Raw genomic sequence first — 19,566 nt, forward strand, 5'->3', positions numbered from 1 at the left:
CTATTTAGCTATTTTAATTAGTTTCATTGATGCTTCTTTAATTGATAATTGTTTATTTTTTTGTTTATCATAAAAAATATAACAACTATTAGGTATTTTGACATCAAGCTTGTTTTCTAATAACCCCATTACAGAAACTAGTATTTGGCTAGTAATACCTATTTCGTATGGACAAGTATTCATTTTTATACTTGCATTTAAACCTAATTGACCATTTATCTCCTCAATAATGGACTTGATCTGATTTTCGACATTTTCTAACTTTAGTTTCATAAGACTGTAAGAATATGTTACAAATATAGTAATTTTTTATTACGGTAAGATATTCTTACGTAATTTTTTTAAAATGTAATGAAATGTTATTTTTTTTAATTGATAAGAGTGTGATTTTAAAGAAAGATATCTTGTATAAAGCTATTGACATAGTCTCTAAAAGATGGACTTAGTATAGAAATTGTTTGACCTACAATGAAAAGCGATAATTGTGAGAGGCTATAAATAGATTTCTTTACTGGTTTCGAGGCCTCAAAAAAATCACTTAAACTATTTAATTGGAATATCTTAGCTGCATTTTCAGAATTAATCATATTTTCAACATTCCGTTCTTTATTTTGATTTAAATAAAGATTTATGAAAATTTCTAGTTACCATTCATCATTTCAAACTCAGGCTTGTTTGGAAAAGGATAGACGCAATAATCAGAAGGATTATTTCTATTAATGTTCAGTTTAGAATAGAATAATGGGTGAATGACACAAATATCTTTTTCAGATAAAAACAATCTATCACGTAATGCAAACTCAAAATCAGCCTTAATGATTTTTGAATTATAATTGGTTTCTTCTCTTTTTCTTCCAATTATACCTAATTCAATAACTAATCTAATAAAATCAGACCAATTTCCATTTTCCCAATGGGTTGCCGATCTTCTGGCAGCTCTTCGTAATTCACTCCACTTGAACTCAATTGGTAAGCCTTGAAGAGCTGATATAATATCTCCAATATTTGGATATATTGAAGAATATGAATTTATAAGTTCATCTGCTAAACTATATTCAGAATTCAAAACACCCTCTTTAATTGTTGCTTCTGAAAATCTTGGAAATTCATCATTTTCTCTTGAAATCCGTGCTATATAATTACAAATAAATATTAATTGTCGAGGTCGTAAATGGGTATGTCTAACTATATAAGGAAATGTATCTTCTTCAACTCCTCGTCTATTGATAAGTTTTTTTCCAAAATGTGGATACCAAATTTTCTCCAAGATATCTGTATGAGAGTCCCAGTTTATATCGTTTTCTGAAAGATTAGATAAATTATTCAACTTTAAATATTTAAAGAATCTCCAGCAAACTAACTTTATTAAATCTTTAGGTTTCCATTGCATGAATAATGGATATCTTACATATTTCAAAGTATTGGTTATGTAGTCCTCTTTTAAATAAGGAAATATTTCATCAGCTACACATACTTTTATTTGTAAACCTTGATATCCAAATTCAATATTTATTTTACAGGCACATTGTATTAAAGCAGCCGCAATATTCATTTCGTTTTCATCCCGTAATGAATATTTTTCTCTTGAATCGATTGCTATATAAAGAGGTTTTGAAGCTAAAATATTTAAAACACATTCTCTAGCACAAATATAATTTTTTTCGTGTGTTCTTTTTGTTAGCATTTCAATAACATCATCACCGCTATTAATTTCATTTTTATTTAATATTCCTTTAATGATTAATTTAATGAAGTTTAAAATAGATGGATCAGTACACTCTTCATGAATTCCTTTTCTAATTTCTTTGTTATTATTTTCAAGTTTCTTAAAGATTATTTGCCATATTATATATTCCCAAAGCTTAACAAGCTTTTGAACTTTTAATTCTTGGGAAAAATTGATATTATTTGCAATTTTTAAGAGTTGATCGATATATGTTTCAGCTAATCCGAAATTTATAAAATCAGATTTCTGATATTCATCTTGAAATAAAATGTGTTGTAGTAAAGATGACTTACCACAACCTCGTCTGCCCACTATTAAATATGTATCCTTATGAAGAGCTTTTTTTACAAAATCAGTGTGTTCGAAATAGTATTCTTCCCATTTTTTCTCTCCTAATCTTTTAAATTCTGATTCAAAGCTTCTTTCTCCAAACGGTTGAATAGGATTGTTTTTTTTCATACTATATTTTAATTATTTTTAAAAATATAAGACAAGAACTTTATTTTTATAGAAATAACCTTACGGTTTTCCGTAATGCTCTCACATTTATCATCTTTTCTATTCTAAGAATTGAATTAGGTTTTTTTATAGATTTTAAGTCTTAAAATTTTTATTGTTGAGAACAAGATTGCAAGTTCCTACAAATTTTCATTTCATTGCAATTTTTCAGCACTTGCGATCTTGCCAAAGGAGACCTTTGGAATCCCTAAACCAAAAAACTATCTCTTTACAGAAATAGCTTTTGAGTTATCGCTCCAATCCGCGATTGATATTCTTGTCTTTAGATTTTTTTAGACTTTCTAGTCGTTCCTGTTCTTTGGTAAGTTTTTTAAGATGTTCTTTTCCTACTCCAAGTGTAGAAAGTCGAAACTTTTTATTTCCATACCAAATGCCAGTTAATGTACCGTATCGGTAATACGGTTCTATATGTTGATCGACTAATTTGATATGAAGTTCCGAAAAGTTTTTACACTTCTTTGCGATTTTGGTCACGTGAATTGCTAGTTGCTCTTTTTTGGAAACAATGCCACGTGATTGCTTCATGAGTTGTTCTTTCTGCGAAAGCTTGAGGTTTAAACTTTTTTTTTCGCATGGTCAACGATGGAATGAGAAAGTTGCGGATATTTCTGTTGCTGAAATTCCTGTAATTTGATTTTAAATTCTTTGAATTGTTGTTGTGAAATTCTGGTTGACTTTCCATCTATGCCAACACCTGAAATAATAAAATGGATGTGGATCACTTCATCATAATGTACGCCACACACTCCCATAGATTTTGGAGAACGATGTTGTAAATAGTATTTCCCAAAATCTTTTAAAATGTCACGAGTTAATAATTTGTTGTCTTGTGGCGCAAACGAAATGATTTCGTGTCTTAATACGGTTCGTTTACTATGATTAAAGTTACGTTTATTGCCATTCTCTATAAATTGATCTGCCCAATTGTCAATATTGTAACCACGAATATATTTTTTAACCGTGAGCGACTTTCTTCCGAGATGATCATGTTCCATCTTCTGCTTATCAAATACGTAGCGAATTAATTTCTCAATATTTGCTCGCTTGGTTGACGTATGTGAAATAGTTTTTACGATCATGGTAAACGTTCATAAATGCTTGTTATATTTTGTAATAGTTCAGTTACTGAAACTGATTCGTCCTCATGTATTGCTTCTTCAAGTACATCAATAATGTTCAGAAGTGATTCCTTGATGATTCCTGTTTCATCAAAAGCTTGTTGCTGTTGTAAAGCACGTTGTTTGATAAGTGTAGTTAGTTTGATATTTTGTCGTTGAGCAATACTTTTAAGTGCTTCATATTCTTGTTTTTCAATTCTAAATGTTACTTGTATATACCGTTCCCGATACTGTTTACGGTATCGGGATTGATACATCTTACGGTACTGAGCTTTAGCTTTTTGAACCATTTCAGGTGTAATATGATCAATGGCTGAAAAACGATGCTCCAAATACGCTTGCAGATTTTCAAAATGTTGTTGAGATTCTTGTATCATCGTTTACGTATTTGTTTCTTATCAAGTCTATGAATTGTATTAAGCTCAATTAATCGCTGTTTCTTTCGTTCTATGATGTATTTGATGTGTTCAAAATCATGTAGCGTATCGTGTTCTTTCGCAATCTCTTGTAACTCTTTTTGATGTGACTTTTTCTGTGCTTTTTTGACTTTTTTTTTAGTAATGGACTTTTCAGTTTTTTTAATAGACTTAGAAAGAACAGTCTCCATGCCGTTGATAATCTTAGTGTACTTACCATCCATGATATCTCTAAAAACACTTCCAAATCCTTCAATAGATTTTGAGATTATTTTCTGATTAATCGTAATAAAGCGATCTATGGATTTGCGTACATTCATTATTCTTCGGTATCGTTTTGTTGAGTATCTAATGGTAAATACTGCGCTTGGTACTGTGCTTTCATAACTGGAGTATCTTCTTCGGGTAGTTCAGTATTTAGAAAGCGCATATATTTTCCAATTTTGTAATACGGCTTGATTTTGCAGTAGAGTGGAAGCAATCCCCCATTCGGTATGACGATGACACGATCCTTTGGCATCGTTCGGATTTCGTTGCTCGTCATCAAGGGTCGCGTACGTAATACTTTTTTATCCTTATCCGTATAATATTCATACTCGCCAAGTGCTTTAGAAATGCGATCACATTCATCGTTTAATCCAGTCATATATACGCGACAAGCATTGTTAAGAATGGTTTTCGCATTGTATTCGCCATAGTTTTGGTACAGCTGATTTTCACTTTGCAAAATTCCTAAGATGGAAAAGTATTTCCTCGCATTTGCAATTACTTTTGAAAGACTAGGAATTGGTATGGATGAAAGTTCATCAATTAGTAAGAATAGATGATTATCAGTCGATTTAGGAATAGAACGGAACAATTCAGTAAATAGCTGCTCAAAAAATAACCCAAGAAGTGGGCTATAATATTCCATTTCTGCTGTTCCGCAGTTTAGAAAAAGTACCGTTTTTTCCTTAGCTAGATTTGAGAAATCAAGCGTATCTACTGATGTAAGGTTGCATAAGTTTGGGTCGTTTCCGATGAATGATAAATTTCCAATAGCGGAACTGATGATGCTTGCTTTTGTATTATCGCTATTTGCAATTAATGCTTTGAATTGTCGCCATTGTCGCTCGGTAGCTTTTTCAGCAAATAATCCACTTACTGCATCTTCATTCCCTGCTAGATTTTCAAGAAGATAATATGCGTTTGCAATATTTTGATACACTTTCGATGTGTGTTCTAAGAGAAAACTAATGATAAGGCTGATCACTTCAATGGATTTTAACTGCCAGTAATCTTGTGTTTCTTTACTACTTTTCGTGACTAACAGCGTAGCTACTTTGGTAATATCTGATGCATTTCGAATACGATGAAGCGGATTGTAGTAAATAGAATGTTCGGGATCATTTGGATCAAAACGATACACCTTATATCCTTTGCTGATAAAGAAATTCATCATCTTGAGATTTTCTTTCGATGGATCGTTGATAATCATACTCGAATCAACTCCATTTTTAGATTGTGCAATGTTCAAGGCACTAGGTACCATACAAACTGTCGATTTCCCCAATCCTGTGGGGCCGAAGTATAAAAGGTGTTCTTTTGATTTTTCAACACTTAAAAACTTTGTTCCAGTAACGGACAAACCACCATGACTTGATGAGAGAAGCGATGATTCTTTACCAAATTTAGCGGATAAAGAAGTATCTTTTTGTGTCATGCTTTCGATACCATCAAACAGGAAGTTAAAACCTCCTGTGATGACATCACTTATTGTATTAAGTAATAGTTGTATCATTTCTGTAATTTTTTAATTCAACATTTTTTCTGTGAGCTTACTGAAGAATCCACTTACGGCTTCAATCAGTTTACTTACAATAAAGACTGCAAGTAGGAACAGTTTCCACATGGCTTTGACAATACTACCAAGCGCATTAAAAAAGATGTGTCCTTTAGTTCTCATGGTTCAATGATATTTGTTTGTCCATGCCAATACGTATCTTTAATCCAGTATCCTTAAATACTGCCTTATAGATTTTACAGAAATCTGAAAAGTGTTGATTTTCAAGTGGCGTATTAGGATAGTAGTTAATGTAGAGTGTAATACCGTCATAACTATTTGATAGTACTTGTGAACGGAACAAATCAACAATTGCGTTAATATTTTGTGTGTGCGAGTTTTTGTATCCGTTGAAAAGACTTGAATATTCAACAAGATCAGAATACAGTAGTACAACCTTTTCCGTTGCATCAGATTGTTGCAATGTTTCTAGTTGCTGCACAAGCGGAACGAAAATATTTGATCGATTGTATTCATATTGTATTGCTTGCTGTCTATGAAAGAGCGTATCAATGGCATTAAAAAATCTGTTTACTTCTGTCTTACGCTTCAACGTATTCTCAAACATCGAATAAGGCGGAAGCGACAATGTATGTCGCTTGTTAATATCCGTATTGCTGATAATTTGATATGAAAATGTTACGGCAGTAGTTACTTCTTTTCCGTTTTCAAGAACTTGGTAAATGTCCTGTATAGTTGGCACAGACATATTATCTGATGTCTTATCAGCCAAAACTGAAATGTATGTGGATTTCTCTGCTCCCTGTTTGCAAGAAACTAATGAAAATCCAATGTAGAGGTATATTAAAATCTTTTTCATAATTGCGTTGTGTTTTCGTTATTGTTTTGGTAATTCAATTTTAGTGCGGGAACATCTTCTGCATCGGTAGAAAAAAGATCAGCACATTTCCCATTGCTGAGAAGATGTAATTCACTTTTAAATTCGTGAAAGCACGCAAGCATACGTGTTGAAATATCTTGTTCAATCTGCTGCCCAAGTAGCTGTAGATTATGATAATCCAGTAGCTTCTGCCGTAGCTTCGGCTCTAAGCTATTTTTTTCAGCGAGATAGGTATCACGTTTTTGTTGTGCTTCTTCAATACTTTTAAGATCATCACAGTATTTACTGTACGCATTTTTGACAGTAACATTTGGACGGTATTCAAAAACAAGATACGTAGCGATCAAGTAGGCAAAGAAGTTTATCAATGTTGGTACAATCGGATTGCTACTGTAGACATCCTGCATTTCGGGAGATAATGCAAGCAAGTATGTAACACGCATAGCACTGAAAAGATAAAATATTACAAAAATTGGAATTGACATTAGCGAGAAGATGCCAAGTTGTTTTCTCCAATTCGAGTCACCGAAACGATGAATCAATTTCGCTGTAAGGTGCGCCCACCAGAACACAACAATTCCACTGATAATGGCGATAGAGATTGACGCTAGAATTCCGCCACCAAGCATATTGTAAATTTCCATGTTTGCCAGAAGTTCAAATCCAGCCAAAAAATATAATATCCACAATACTCTTTGCCATCGGCGTATAGTTGATTTATGTTTCTTCGCATCTGCATCAAACTTTGCGTTAAGAATATTGAGTTCATTTTGCGTTTCATCAATCTTTCGATCAAGTTCTTCTGCTGCTGCTTCCATGTCTGCGGTATCAGACTTCCCTTTGGCTTGGTGCAGTACACCATTTAAACGTTGGTCGGTGTAATCAACTAATTTCTGGAAGTCCATGACAAGTCCAGTAATATAATCGGTAATACGTGCCGTCTTTGGTAGCTCATTGAATTTCAATACACTTAATTTCTGTGCGTGTTTCTGATACTTATTGTGATATTCGAGTTCTTTCGTATCGATGTATTCTGAAAGTTCACGATCTACAATAGTGGTAATCTTAGCTGAATTATCAGCTCTTTTGTTAAATAGTTTCATTTGTATAAAGTTTGAATGTTAAAAATGAAAAGCACATGGCTACTTCTAGCCATGTGCTTATGTTGTTATTGTACCTTCTGTTTAAAGAATGATTCAGCATCCTTTAAAGAAGTAGTGTAATGTAAATGACCAATTGCAGCATCAAATACTACATGTCTGTCAGTTGTGGGATCGAATAATAATTGGAATTGCTCTTTGGATTCAAGGAGTTGCATCTCCTTGATTGAAGAATTGATAGTGCTTTTTCTATTGCTGTGAAAAGCACATTTACAGTTGTTCTGAGATTTTTTTGATTTCACGATTTTGAAAATGTTAACTGTTTGTAACTAGTTTTTCAAAACCACTTTGAAGATGCTTGACCAACATACACTATAATGGTATATGTGTGTCGATTCGATTGAGAGGTCGGATTCTCAATTGAATAAATTGTCAGGATGTCAAAGTATGGTTTTGGTATCTCTGGCGTAGCCACCTTACGCAATGTTTGGTGGTTTTTTGCTTTTGATATGACAATTTTAAAAGTTTAGAAATCTAATTTTTAGGATGAAAAGCGGAAGCATCACGGAAAAGAAACGGATGGGCGGATACAAAGCGGATTGTGAAAATTCTTATATTTATGCCATGAGTAAGTTTGAAAATGCTAATGCAAAATTCAGTATAACTGATTGGGATTTATTTGAAGGAGTCTTTAACTCAGTAGGAGTAGATAAATTTAGTTATGGTTCTGCTGCTAAAAATGCAGTTGATAATATGACTGCTAGAATTATTGAAAGAGATAATATAAAAGAAAAAGCATTTAGTATTGATGCTCCATCTAGTGAAAGTACAGTTAGAAAAGCTGTCAATGAAGCTTTGTTATCTCAACAGAGTTTTCATGGTCTTTTATGCCTACTCTTTCATAATTTTGAAAAAGACAGTAAATATTATAATGAATATAATATAGACTCTGTAAAGAATTTTTTAGAATCAATTTCTATATATGAAAACCCGAAAGGTAGTGTTAAAAGATTCCGAGATTTTTTTGCTAGACTTGATATTCCTGAAAAATTTGGAGAAGGATTTGAAATAACAACTGATAGTGATTGGAATTTTGATATTTCCGTTATCAAGGATGATCAGGATTCAGGTCAGCCAAAAGAAGGTCAAGCTTTAGTTGAAACTACAAGTAATTCCAATAATGAAGCAAGTGATGGAGATCGTGAAAAACTTCCAAAAAAGAAGTGGCGTTCAAAACTTAAAAATATATTTACTAATAATTGGAAATATTTTATTTCTGTACTGTTGGTTATTGGAATAGGATATTTAATTTTTAATACGATTCTTAACTACATTGAAAGACAAGAGGAAATTCAGCTAAAAAGAAATATTATTGAAAACGCTAAAGAAAAAAGTAACTCTAGAACACCATTACTATCAAATATTTATTCAGCTATAAATGAGGAATTAAAGGAAGATTATAAGAATGATGGTGTTAGAAATTTATCTGAGGGATTAATTGCTAGAATAATTTCATTGAGTGAACAATTAACGCCTTACAAATATCTTGTAGATGATAAAATTATTAAACAAAAGCTAAGTCCACAAAGAGGACAATTATTTCAGAATCTTTATAAAAATGACTTAGACCCTAAAACATTTTATAAAATTATAAGCCAATCCAACTTTTCATATTCCGACTTTTCAAATAAAGATTTAAGTGGACTTGATTTAACAGAAACTTTATATGGAATTCAAGGTCATTATAATAGAGAAGTAAGTGTTTTAATTACCCCTAGCAAAAGACCTTGTTTTAGTCATTCTAACTTTAATGGAGCAAAATTAGAAAACACTACTTTATTCGGTGATTTCTCTTATTCTAATTTTAGAAATATTAAGTCGGATAGGATTACCTTCACTTGGTCAAATTTAGACTTTTGTGAATTTCAAGGAAATAAATTAAAAAACTGTTTATTTGTTGATTCAAGTTTAAATCATTCTAATTTTAAAAATACTGTACTAGGAATAGGTGCTGGTCATAACAGAGGCTTTTTTAATTGTGATTTAAGAGGAGTTCAATTTGATGATAGTGAGTTTAGTGGTGGTAATGACCCATTTATATTTAACAATTGTTTTTTCTATTCTAGGGGTACATTTTTTAAGTATAAAATAAACAGAGAGTGGGGACCTTCGGTTCTTCTGTATGGGTATCCTTACATCGATGGAGATGATATGTATCATCCATTTAACAATTATGAAATTCTTATTTATAGTAATGAGTTTGATAAAAATAAGAAAATCAAACAAGTAACAAAGAAATATAAGGTGCCAAGATTAATAAAGCGTGATGCTATATTGTCTGAAAACATTATCCTGAATACAAATTTTATGCTTTTAAATGACTGGAATTATAATGAAAAAGAGTTTTGGGATTTACTTCACGTTTACAACAGATACAGTAATGAACCTATTGAAAAATTAAGTTATTATTTTGTGCGAACAAATGATAATCTCAACAGAAGTAGAAAAGTCATTCGTATGTTTGCCAATTTTAACGGCACTGAATGGGACTCGAACTCGGCAAAAATAGATACTTTATATGTAAGAAGTAGTTTAAATAAATTACAAAGTGAATATAGGGGGATTATTGAAAATCATGATCAATATTTTGATGAATTAAAAGATGGTATTTCTTCTTTTAAGAATTGTAAATTTGTTTATACTACTTTTGCAAACTCAAGCATGGAATTTGTAAGTTTTAAGAATGCTCAATTTGAAAAATACACCAACTCAATAGGTAATGAATTCTTTAATGTAAAATTGAAAGGTAATGACTTTAGAATTAAATATGGTACGTTTTCTTTTTCCAAGAACACAATTTATGACAGCCTTTTAATTAATAAAAAGTTTACTCCTTTACGATATATAAAAAGTAAAAAACTATTAGAAAAAATCAATACTAAAACTGTTGGAAAATTTGAAAATAATCAAGCATCTTATTTTTTGAATATTCCGATTTCTGAGAAAGACTCTATTCTTGAATGGGTTAATCTAAATGAAAGATGTTTTAAACTGGATAGTGTAAAACAAAATAAAGGTGATTATTTATTAAAAAATACTTCAATTAAAAATATAAAATTCAAATAAAAGCGTATGCTTTTATAGTTTTAAAAAAAGTAATACAAACAAAAAACAACTATACCCAGCGATCTCTTTGAATCTGCTTACGCTGTTCCATCTCGAGTATTTCTTTAATTCTTCTTTGGTCTGGATTTGCATTTTCTGCGTTGTAATTTTGTAAAAAAGTTTCTTTTGTAGTCCGCAATTCTTGCGGTTTGTTTTGGTCATTTTTTTCGGTCTGGAGTGCATTTTTTTCAAGCTTTTCCACTACAGTGGAGTAGTAGACTCTTTTGGCTTTTTTACGCTCTATAGGGTTTGTGAGTGAGTTTCCTACGTAATCTGTTACGGTAATGAGCCTGTTTTGAAGTAGTTCTTCAATGGCGCTTGTAACGCTTCTATTTGATAAGCCAACTTTTTCAAATTGTGAATGAGATATCCAATCACGTCCTTTGATGCGTCCGCTTGGATCACGCCAACCAATGGTGTTACGAACAATTTTTAAATACACCCGAATTGCAGAACCACTTAACTGACTCATCTGTAAATCGAAAAACACATTCGGAACTGCGGTGGTATTGTTAAGCTTCATGGTCAGTAAATTGAATGACTGGTAAGGTTTCATTATGATTTGGAAAGATCATAAATTCTGTATGAGGCTGATGATACATTTGTAAAAACCAACCACCATTTTTGGTGATTTTTACCGTTCCTACTTTGTGATAAATAGCTTTTTCTGTGCTATTAGGAATTACCTTTTTAACGATTACATTATAAAATTTTGACATTTTAAATTAAATTTTAACGTACTAAGAACCTTAGGGTTTCCCCAGTATAATCTATCAATTTAGGTGTGTGTATGTCGTAAAACCCTTCTAAGGTTATGCGACATGCGTATCGTGTACCATATATTTTACGACGTTAATATGGTAAATTTTTATACCCTGTTTAGGGCATTCACATCAGATACTAAGTTTAGTCATTTAAATACAAAGGATTAGTTTGTAAAAACACCAAAATTGATAAATTATATTTACTAGTTAAAAGTACTTGTTATGGATTATACACTAGGTTCAAACAAAAAACAATCTGAGCTAGATTGTTTTTAATTTACGACTGCGGTTTTAAGAAAACGTCCTGCGGTTTCCTTATATCGTTTTTCACATAACTGTAAATAATGAAAACTAGATGTTGGCGATACGTGCCTAAGTAATGCTGATACATCTCTCATATTTCCACCTTGTTCTAAGATATTATTGGCTTTACCATGTCTAAAACTATGTGGAGTAATATTCTTGTCAATTAAGGTCATCTCTGTGATTTGTTTCATCCAACGTTGAATACTTCGTGGCGTGTACCGTTCCTTTGTTTTTGGATTGATTAGTAAGTATTTACTATCGGTATTCATACACAAGCGAATACCTAAATAGTTATTGAGTAGCACATTGGTGTCTGCTCCCCAAACTACTAAGTTATATCGCATAGATTTTCGAGTTCTCACTCTTGCAGTTCTAAGTCCTTGCTTCCCTTGTTTACTAATGTCAGTAAGTTTGATATCTAGGAGTTCGCTCACACGCATACCAGTATCCCACAGCAAATGCAATACAAGTTTCTTCACTAAATCTTCTGCATAGCGATCATCAAGTACCATTGTTAATTGTTCAAAGTCTTCTTCGGTGACAACATCTTTTTCAGTGTTAATAAATTTAGGAGGTTTGATTTCTTCATTGATTACATTGGTTTCTTTTCTTCCCTTCCAAAACCAGAAATAGTTTCTAAGTATTCTAGCGGAATATGCAATCGTTGCATCTTTGTACCCGCTTTCTTCCATCTGTTTATGATAGTTAATGATATGGTCATTAGTAACGGTGTTTAATTCTGTAATACCTATCGTATCAAGATAATCTGCAAATAATTTTAATTGACGTTTGTAAGGAACATAACTATGTTTGGTATGACCACTTTTCCAGTTTAAATAAGTCGTTATTGATTTTTGAATCTTCATATGTACATAAAAGACCCACTAAAAAGAAATGTTAGTGGGTCTTTTATACTCCTAATTCTTTTAAAAATTAGGAGTATAAATTCACCACCACTGTTTCTTTAATTAAGATTTTTAATCTTAATCACCCTTTCGGGCAATGGGGTTTCTTTGTATTTAAATGACTTGTAATAATATATTTCATAAATGATTTTTTTGCAAGGACTGTATGCTCCCCCTACAGAATTTCGCTGAGGACTTTGCTGCATTCTAAATATGGTATAATAGGTATAAGTTAGCACGCAAAAAAGCCCTTCAAGCATTTCTAAAAATTACCATAGCATTTAAAAAAAGCAAGTAGTTCCTTTTTTTGTCCATGAAAATTGACAAACACAATTCAATATATTACTCATTCTTCTTTTCAAATTCATGTCTTTTTTCAATGAACTGAACAGTATCAGCTATTTCGCAAAAACTAATTTCAGAAGTGACGGAAAATTATTTGGCATCAGACAAGCTGATAGAATGTTACATTTTTACTGCTTTGGAAAAAGTGGAAGCGGCAAAACGACACTATTGAAAGCACTTATGATGCAGGATGCAGAAGCTAGGCGTGGATTTGCATTTCTTGATTTGCATGGCGATGCTTCAACTGAAATTGTTGCAAACATTCAAGATCGTTTTCCAGATCGGAAACTTATCTATTTTGATGTGACTGATCCTGAAATACCGTTTGGATATAATCCTTTGCGGAAAGTAAGTCCATCAAAACGATCACTGGTTGCTTCTAATATTTTGGAAATATTCCAACGCAATTGGAAGTCAGCTTGGGGAATGAAAATGGAACACATTCTGAGAATGACCTTACTTTCTTTATTAGAACAACCAAGCGCAAATTTATCTGATATTCTTAGACTCATTCATGATCCTATATTCAGAAATCAATGTTTGAATCATATAACAGATGAATCATTGAGCCTCTTTTGGGAGAAAGAATTTCCAAAGTATAAGCCGAATGATTTACTGCCAATTATGAATAAGATTGGCGCATTATTATCGCATCGAATCATCAAAAAAATTCTTGTCGAAAATAATGAACAGATTTCGCTCAGAAAAATTATAGATACAAATCAAATCTTAATTATCAATCTTGCTAAAGGACAAGTCGGAAGTGATGTTGCCAATATTCTTGGTGGACTACTTCTGACTTCACTAGCGTCAGCATGTTTCTCTAGAATTGATATTCCAGAGCAGGAGCGAGTTCCCTATTTTTTGTATATCGATGAGTTTCAAATTCTATCGAGTACTGAACTTATCGCAGAAATGCTGGCACAGATTCGTAAGTTCAAAATCGGGCTTATCCTCGCCAATCAATTTCTCCATCAATTAAATATTGAAGTACGTAATAGTGTGCTTGGAAATGTCGGAACAATAGTATGTTTTAGACTTGGAATTACTGATGCCAATTTAATGGCAAAAGAATTCTATCCTGTCTTTAGTACAACTGACTTCACTTCCCTAGCAAACTATTCTATATACCTACGATTAATGATTGATGGAAAACCATCAGTTCCCTTTAGCGCAGATACCATTTTGTAATCCATAAAACAATTCCATATATGAAATCAAACAGTTTACCCTCTACGATAGTACTCAGTAGTGCTATCGTAGGAGTTGTCTATAAACGGCAAGCCTTTAATAATATGTTTACTATCAAGAAATCAAAAGATGCTAGTGATTACCTGCGCTCCGTTATTGATACTGATACCCTTGATCTTCAAGAACACTTTTGGGCGATTTATTTAACAAATGCTAATCGTGTACTTGCCTTTGCAGAAATTGCAAAAGGAGGAGTTACCTCGGTAACTGTAGATAAAAAGAATATTTTTCAATTAGCCCTTCTTGTGAATGCAACAGCAATAATTGTTGCACACAATCATCCATCGGGAACACTCAAGGTTTCAGGCGCAGATAAAGCTATTACTAAAAAGCTTTGTTCTGCTGGAGAAATCATGGATATCAAAGTTCTTGATCATATCATTATTACCTCAGAAGACTATGTATCACTCGCTGACGAGAACTTGATGTAGTTCCCTTTTACTCGCCTTTCCCTTCCAACCTTTATGAAAACCCCAATATCATATTATGGTGGCAAAATTACCTTGCTATCCAAAATACTTCCTTTAATACCCAAGCATAAAATTTATACCGAAAGTTTCTTCGGTGGTGGCGCAGTATTCTTTGCTAAAGAACCAGCAGAATCAGAAATCATTAATGATACCAATAGCATTGTGATCAACTTCTATGAAGTCTGTAAAACTGATTTTGAGAATCTTAAAGAAAAGATTGAAGCAACGCTATTTTCAAGAGCAACCTATACCGTAGCACATACTATATACCGAATGCAACACTTGTTTAACAAATTACAACAAGCGTGGGCATTCTATATCGCTACAAATATGGGCTTTGCCTGTAAGATTGGAAGTTGGGGATTTGATAAGTATGGGAAGCGTTTGAAGACTGTACGGAATAAGAAACTTCGGTTTGATGAATCCATTCCGAAACGCTTAGAACAAACACAAATTGAAAGTAATGATGCGTGTAAAGTTATTATAACGTATGATACCGATGATGCATTCCATTATGTTGATCCACCGTACTTCAATGCAGACATGGGGCATTATGATGGATATAGCAAAGCTGATTTTATCAAACTTCTTGATACACTTTCTGCCATCAAAGGGAAATTTCTTTTGAGTTCATACCCTTCTGAAATACTTGAAGAATATAGTCAAAAGTATGGTTGGCATACGATGATGGTTGATAAACCACTTGTTGCTAGTAATGGCGCACATGAAAAGAAACGGAAACGCAAGATTGAAGTCTTGACCGCTAATTATCCTATTTAAAAAATAAACATAAACCTTTAAAATTTAATAATTATGAGTAATCACAACATTATCGACACGCTAATACAGAATATTAGCGATGATCAAAAACTGCTAGAAACAGCAGATGAAAAAATTGAACAAGCCAAAGAAGAAAAGCGAGCTATTACCAATCGTATCAAAGATTATCAAAAGGATGCTACGGCTATGATGAAGTATGCAAGTGACGAACAAATTCAAAAGCTTGAAGCACTTGATTTAGATTTATCTGAATCAAAGCAAGGACTGAATTCAGTAGCCACAACTGCTTTTGATATTATGCTTAATAGCAAGAAAAAAAGCATGACTAACGAAGAACTTTACAAAGCGTATGTTGATACTTTAGATGATAAAGAGAAAGCAGTATCATATACCGCATTCAACATCAAATGTCGTCCGTTATTTAACAATCAGCGATTATTGCGCAAAGAAGGAAGTGATCCGAAATCATCACGTACTAGTATTATTTCTGTGAATGGAAGTTCTAAAGCTGTGATTAAAAAAGAATAACTAACTAAGATTAAAAACATTCACTTATGTGAATGTTTTTGTAATTAAATGAACTCCCAATCACGAGACGTATATTTACAGGTCTACTTATTATTTTGAAAACTATTTTTAACTACTCAATTTCTATAATTTGACTTTCCTGCTCTTACATATTCTACTCTAGAAAATTACATATTTAATAGTAAAATTCGTATTTTTATTTAAAATTCAATAAAAATGAAAATAAGTTTACCTACCCTATTCATTTGTTTTTTCGTGTTTTCTAAAGCACTCTCTCAAGTCAAAATAAAGGGATGCTACCAACCACCTATTTTACCAATAGAAATATGTGTAGATGATAATGGTAATGTGAGTACACATGCTAGTAGTTCATTTGTAACGCCAATAGGTGTTTTTAAAGCAAAAGCAGGAGTGAATATTTATGAAAATGAAGCAGGAGAAGTACTCAAATATGAATCTCAAATCAATAATGCTGTAAAAAGTAATCCAGAAATAAGATATGTAACTACTGAGAAAATAGTTGAGATTCCAAAATTTCAGTATAAATTATATTTAAAATATAATGATGAAATACATGTATATCAAATCAAGAGTTCAAACGAATTAAGAATTGAAACATCTTCGGGTTTTAAAGGAAAGTTCTCACCTAGTATCATTGAAATAGAACTTTCTGATGATAAGGATACAAGAATATATTTTAATAGTATAGATGTTAATAAAATCAATACAGATAATGCAGATTATCCAACCAAGAGAAAAGTGTCTGAGAGTAGATCTGATTTTGAGGAATTTCACAATGGTTTTATGCGTGCCATTGGTACAAACTATGATAATCTGGTCGAACTTCCTAAGGATAAATATTTTTCTAAAGTAGAAGTCACAAATCTAACTAAAAATCCAATGGGCGAACCTATGAGTATCCGTAAAGATTATTATATGATAAGTGATGAAGACTTTAAAAGTAGAAAAGTATTTTCAATATGGTCTGAATTTAAGGGAAATAATAATTATAAAGACGTTTATAGGGTTGAACTGTATTACAATAAATCAACGTATAATTTAACCTCTTATGATAGAAATGAAACTTCATATATAAATTTTTTGGGAATTAATATTCACGAACTTTTAAATTATTTACTAGAACAAGGAGTAAAGCTAGATGAAGATCAGTTAAAAGATTTGAATAGTAAAGAATTATACCCGGGATTTTCTACAACTTATAAGTCTGACAGATGGCGTATAGGTCTATATTCTAGATTCAATAACGATATTACAGATATGATTGCAATTTTCCCTAATGAGTGTGATCAGAGTAATTTTTTTCGAGGAATGAATAATGATTTTGAAAATAGCACTTCACGTTTTGATAATCATCTTAAAGATAGTTATGGCACAAAAAAGTTTATTGAATACTTATCTATGTTAGAAAAAGCAGGAGCGTTTGAAGATGCGCATAACTATATAGAGTTTAGAATGAGTAAAAAACATCGACAATATTTTGATAGAGAGAAAAATTGGTTTGTTTTAGATTTTGCAATAGGAAATGTATTTTTAAATAATCTTGATGATGGAGTATTTGTAATATACGATAAAAATGATAAGAGGATAAGAATATTATTTTATGACAGTATGAATAACTTGTATAGAGAGTTGTTTGGTAATATTCAGATAGAGAATTGGTTGGTAAATAATGATCGCTATTTTGAAGCATCCTTTGATACACAGGTTTTTATAATAAACAATTATTTATACAACCAATCTAGAGATCCGAGTAGGTTTAGTGATGATATTCATTTTGTAATTGGAAAATTTTCAGAAATTGATAACATTTTTATATATCCTGGTAATAGTAAAACTATTGAAAATGTGTCATTTGAGTGTCTCAACAATATCCAAGCGATTTGTTTTGATACTGACAATACTTATAATTGTAAAGAATGTATAACATATGATAAGAAAAGAGATAAAATGATTATTTTTTATTCACAATCTTTTGCAGATTAAATTTTCTATTTTCTAGCAATATAACTATTTAAAAGATCTCGAATTTCACTACTCTTAGGACTTGGAGCATTTTTATGGATGAGCTGACCATCAGTATCGAAAATTAAATATCTTGGAATACTCTTTAATTGTAAGTCTTTAAAAAATGTAGCTTTCGGGTAATTGATGGCTAGTTGACTATGTCTGTAATATAAAATGTTTTCATCTTCAGCGGCTTTTTTCCAACTCTTGAAATTAGTGTCTATTGAAACAAATAAGAATTCAATATTTTTGTTTTCATACTCCTGTATTAATTTCTTTGAATCGGGCATTACTTCTCTACAAGGAACACACCAACTTGCCCAAAAATCAATATAGATGATCTTTCCTTTATGCTCTTGAATGATCTCGTTTAATGTTTTTCTTTCCTTTGAAATATTTATCAAATTCACATCGGCAGTTTCGGTTTTTAGTGAAGAAAAATCGAGTAAAAAATCTTCTAAAATTCTATTTACTAACATAGTGTCTTTTACCTTTTTTTTAAACTTATCAAAATACTTTGTAATCTTAGATTGATCGTAATTCTTTATGATACTTCTAGTAGTATTATACAATAGGTAATTTTTAACCTTAGTAGAGAATAGTGTGCTTTTTTCTATGGAATCATACAGCGTCAAATAATCAGGCAAGTTTTGATATCCTTTTTTGGAATAGCTAATGTCAAAATTTTTAAAAGTAAAACTGTTTAAGAAGTGTCTATAGCTTTGAATAAAAAGCAATGAATCATTTTGTAACTCAGTTTCGTCAGCATTGTAATTAGAATGAATGATTTTATTTTTGTAGTGAATTGTAGTCTTTAAAAAAGAATAATAATCATTTGAAAGTTTCCTTAAATCATATAGAGAATCAAGTGTTTCCCCTTTTTCAATGATATTCTCTTTCAAAATATCTCTATATACTGTTTTCTCTTTCTTTGTTCTAAATCTTTTATTATTCTCATTATAAAATTCTACAGCTCCTTTATAAACAGCGTGAGATAAATTATAATCTACTTCAACATTGTAATCATTCTTTTTTGTACTGTTTAAAATAGAAACATGAGGAGCATCATTTGGATAGTCAAATACTATTGTATCACCAACATTAAACTTATATGAAGAATCGTAATAAAAATGGTATCTGTGATTAACGATGATAGGAGTATCCGATTTTATAATTATAGTATCGGTTTTACTAATATTAGTAGGTTCTAAAAAAATGTTTTCATACGTTTTCTCGTTCGTATAAAAAATTGGTCTATCCTTTTTTATGGTATAAGAACCGTTATCAGAATGCAAAGTATCCTTTGCATACGATCGCTTATTAAAAATCATTACGATTTCGTTAGGCTTCTTATATTCTTCAGTTTTCTTTTTCTGAACGACTTCTTCCTTACAAGAAAGAAATAATATGCATATTAATAGAATAACCGTAATATTTCTCATTCTTATTTTTTAAATGTAGAGAGGGAAATATATCCCTCTCTGT

21 protein-coding genes are annotated in these 19,566 nt (G+C 31.5%); 6 read left to right on the top strand and 15 right to left on the bottom strand.

Going from position 1 to position 19,566, the window contains the following annotated elements:
- The 11 genes from Q0845_RS01640 to Q0845_RS01690 form a co-directional block, all read right to left on the bottom strand.
- Complete coding sequence (locus Q0845_RS01640; protein ID WP_298508131.1) at window positions 1–273, bottom strand: hypothetical protein; 273 nt, start codon at window positions 271–273, stop codon at window positions 1–3.
- 367 nt (window positions 274–640) lie between these two features.
- Complete coding sequence (locus tag Q0845_RS01645) at window positions 641–2,185, bottom strand: hypothetical protein (protein WP_298508134.1); 1,545 nt, start codon at window positions 2,183–2,185, stop codon at window positions 641–643.
- A gap of 288 nt (window positions 2,186–2,473) precedes the next feature.
- Entirely contained in the window at window positions 2,474–2,770 is a 297-nt protein-coding gene (locus Q0845_RS01650; RefSeq protein ID WP_298508137.1) for a hypothetical protein, read from the bottom strand.
- Between the two features lie 29 nt (window positions 2,771–2,799).
- Window positions 2,800–3,324: a hypothetical protein gene (locus tag Q0845_RS01655; RefSeq protein ID WP_298508140.1), complete on the bottom strand. Its 525-nt coding sequence runs from the start codon at window positions 3,322–3,324 to the stop codon at window positions 2,800–2,802.
- Window positions 3,321–3,740: a hypothetical protein gene (locus Q0845_RS01660; protein WP_298508143.1), complete on the bottom strand. Its 420-nt coding sequence runs from the start codon at window positions 3,738–3,740 to the stop codon at window positions 3,321–3,323. The genes Q0845_RS01655 and Q0845_RS01660 overlap by 4 nt, the downstream gene beginning before the upstream one ends.
- Complete coding sequence (locus tag Q0845_RS01665; protein ID WP_298508146.1) at window positions 3,737–4,099, bottom strand: hypothetical protein; 363 nt, start codon at window positions 4,097–4,099, stop codon at window positions 3,737–3,739. Before Q0845_RS01665 ends, Q0845_RS01660 begins: the two co-directional genes overlap by 4 nt.
- Window positions 4,099–5,559, bottom strand: coding sequence for a type IV secretory system conjugative DNA transfer family protein (locus Q0845_RS01670; RefSeq protein ID WP_298508149.1), 1,461 nt, complete (start codon window positions 5,557–5,559; stop codon window positions 4,099–4,101). The genes Q0845_RS01665 and Q0845_RS01670 overlap by 1 nt, the downstream gene beginning before the upstream one ends.
- Before the next feature lie 12 nt (window positions 5,560–5,571).
- Window positions 5,572–5,724, bottom strand: coding sequence for a hypothetical protein (locus tag Q0845_RS01675; RefSeq protein WP_298508152.1), 153 nt, complete (start codon window positions 5,722–5,724; stop codon window positions 5,572–5,574).
- On the bottom strand, window positions 5,714–6,421 hold the full coding sequence (locus tag Q0845_RS01680) for a hypothetical protein (RefSeq protein ID WP_298508155.1): 708 nt from the start codon (window positions 6,419–6,421) through the stop codon (window positions 5,714–5,716). Before Q0845_RS01680 ends, Q0845_RS01675 begins: the two co-directional genes overlap by 11 nt.
- On the bottom strand, window positions 6,418–7,545 hold the full coding sequence (locus tag Q0845_RS01685) for a hypothetical protein (RefSeq protein ID WP_298508159.1): 1,128 nt from the start codon (window positions 7,543–7,545) through the stop codon (window positions 6,418–6,420). The genes Q0845_RS01680 and Q0845_RS01685 overlap by 4 nt, the downstream gene beginning before the upstream one ends.
- 65 nt (window positions 7,546–7,610) lie before the next feature.
- A complete protein-coding gene (locus tag Q0845_RS01690) occupies window positions 7,611–7,760 on the bottom strand; it encodes a hypothetical protein (protein WP_298508162.1) in 150 nt (49 codons plus the stop codon).
- 328 nt (window positions 7,761–8,088) lie between these two features.
- Between Q0845_RS01690 and Q0845_RS01695 the strand changes: the two genes are divergently transcribed.
- A complete protein-coding gene (locus Q0845_RS01695; RefSeq protein WP_298508165.1) occupies window positions 8,089–10,668 on the top strand; it encodes a hypothetical protein in 2,580 nt (859 codons plus the stop codon).
- 49 nt (window positions 10,669–10,717) lie between these two features.
- On the opposite strand, the gene Q0845_RS01700 is transcribed toward Q0845_RS01695, so the two are convergent.
- The 3 genes from Q0845_RS01700 to Q0845_RS01710 all read right to left on the bottom strand — a co-directional run bounded on the left by Q0845_RS01700 (window position 10,718) and on the right by Q0845_RS01710 (window position 12,643).
- Complete coding sequence (locus Q0845_RS01700) at window positions 10,718–11,230, bottom strand: hypothetical protein (RefSeq protein ID WP_298508168.1); 513 nt, start codon at window positions 11,228–11,230, stop codon at window positions 10,718–10,720.
- The gene (locus tag Q0845_RS01705) at window positions 11,220–11,426 is read right to left on the bottom strand and encodes a hypothetical protein (protein ID WP_298508170.1); all 207 of its coding nucleotides are present in this window, start codon (window positions 11,424–11,426) and stop codon (window positions 11,220–11,222) included. The genes Q0845_RS01700 and Q0845_RS01705 overlap by 11 nt, the downstream gene beginning before the upstream one ends.
- 317 nt (window positions 11,427–11,743) lie before the next feature.
- On the bottom strand, window positions 11,744–12,643 hold the full coding sequence (locus Q0845_RS01710) for a tyrosine-type recombinase/integrase (RefSeq protein WP_298508173.1): 900 nt from the start codon (window positions 12,641–12,643) through the stop codon (window positions 11,744–11,746).
- Between the two features lie 405 nt (window positions 12,644–13,048).
- On the opposite strand from Q0845_RS01710, the gene Q0845_RS01715 reads away from it, so the two are divergent.
- The 5 genes from Q0845_RS01715 (at window position 13,049) to Q0845_RS01735 (ending at window position 18,060) form a co-directional block, all read left to right on the top strand.
- Complete coding sequence (locus Q0845_RS01715) at window positions 13,049–14,218, top strand: type IV secretory system conjugative DNA transfer family protein (protein ID WP_298508176.1); 1,170 nt, start codon at window positions 13,049–13,051, stop codon at window positions 14,216–14,218.
- 20 nt (window positions 14,219–14,238) lie between these two features.
- The gene (locus Q0845_RS01720) at window positions 14,239–14,709 is read left to right on the top strand and encodes a RadC family protein (protein ID WP_298508179.1); all 471 of its coding nucleotides are present in this window, start codon (window positions 14,239–14,241) and stop codon (window positions 14,707–14,709) included.
- A gap of 33 nt (window positions 14,710–14,742) precedes the next feature.
- Window positions 14,743–15,528 carry a DNA adenine methylase gene (locus Q0845_RS01725; protein ID WP_298508181.1) on the top strand — a complete coding sequence of 262 codons (786 nt, stop codon included), beginning with the start codon at window positions 14,743–14,745 and terminating at the stop codon, window positions 15,526–15,528.
- A gap of 33 nt (window positions 15,529–15,561) precedes the next feature.
- Window positions 15,562–16,056, top strand: a complete 495-nt coding sequence (locus Q0845_RS01730) for a hypothetical protein (RefSeq protein ID WP_298508184.1) — start codon at window positions 15,562–15,564, stop codon at window positions 16,054–16,056.
- A gap of 216 nt (window positions 16,057–16,272) precedes the next feature.
- Entirely contained in the window at window positions 16,273–18,060 is a 1,788-nt protein-coding gene (locus Q0845_RS01735; protein WP_298508187.1) for a hypothetical protein, read from the top strand.
- A 5-nt stretch (window positions 18,061–18,065) separates the two neighbouring features.
- On the opposite strand, the gene Q0845_RS01740 is transcribed toward Q0845_RS01735, so the two are convergent.
- Window positions 18,066–19,523, bottom strand: a complete 1,458-nt coding sequence (locus Q0845_RS01740; protein ID WP_298508190.1) for a TlpA disulfide reductase family protein — start codon at window positions 19,521–19,523, stop codon at window positions 18,066–18,068.
- Window positions 19,524–19,566: the final 43 nt, after the last annotated feature.

This window comes from uncultured Kordia sp. (genome assembly GCF_947489565.1).
GTDB lineage: Bacteria > Bacteroidota > Bacteroidia > Flavobacteriales > Flavobacteriaceae > Kordia.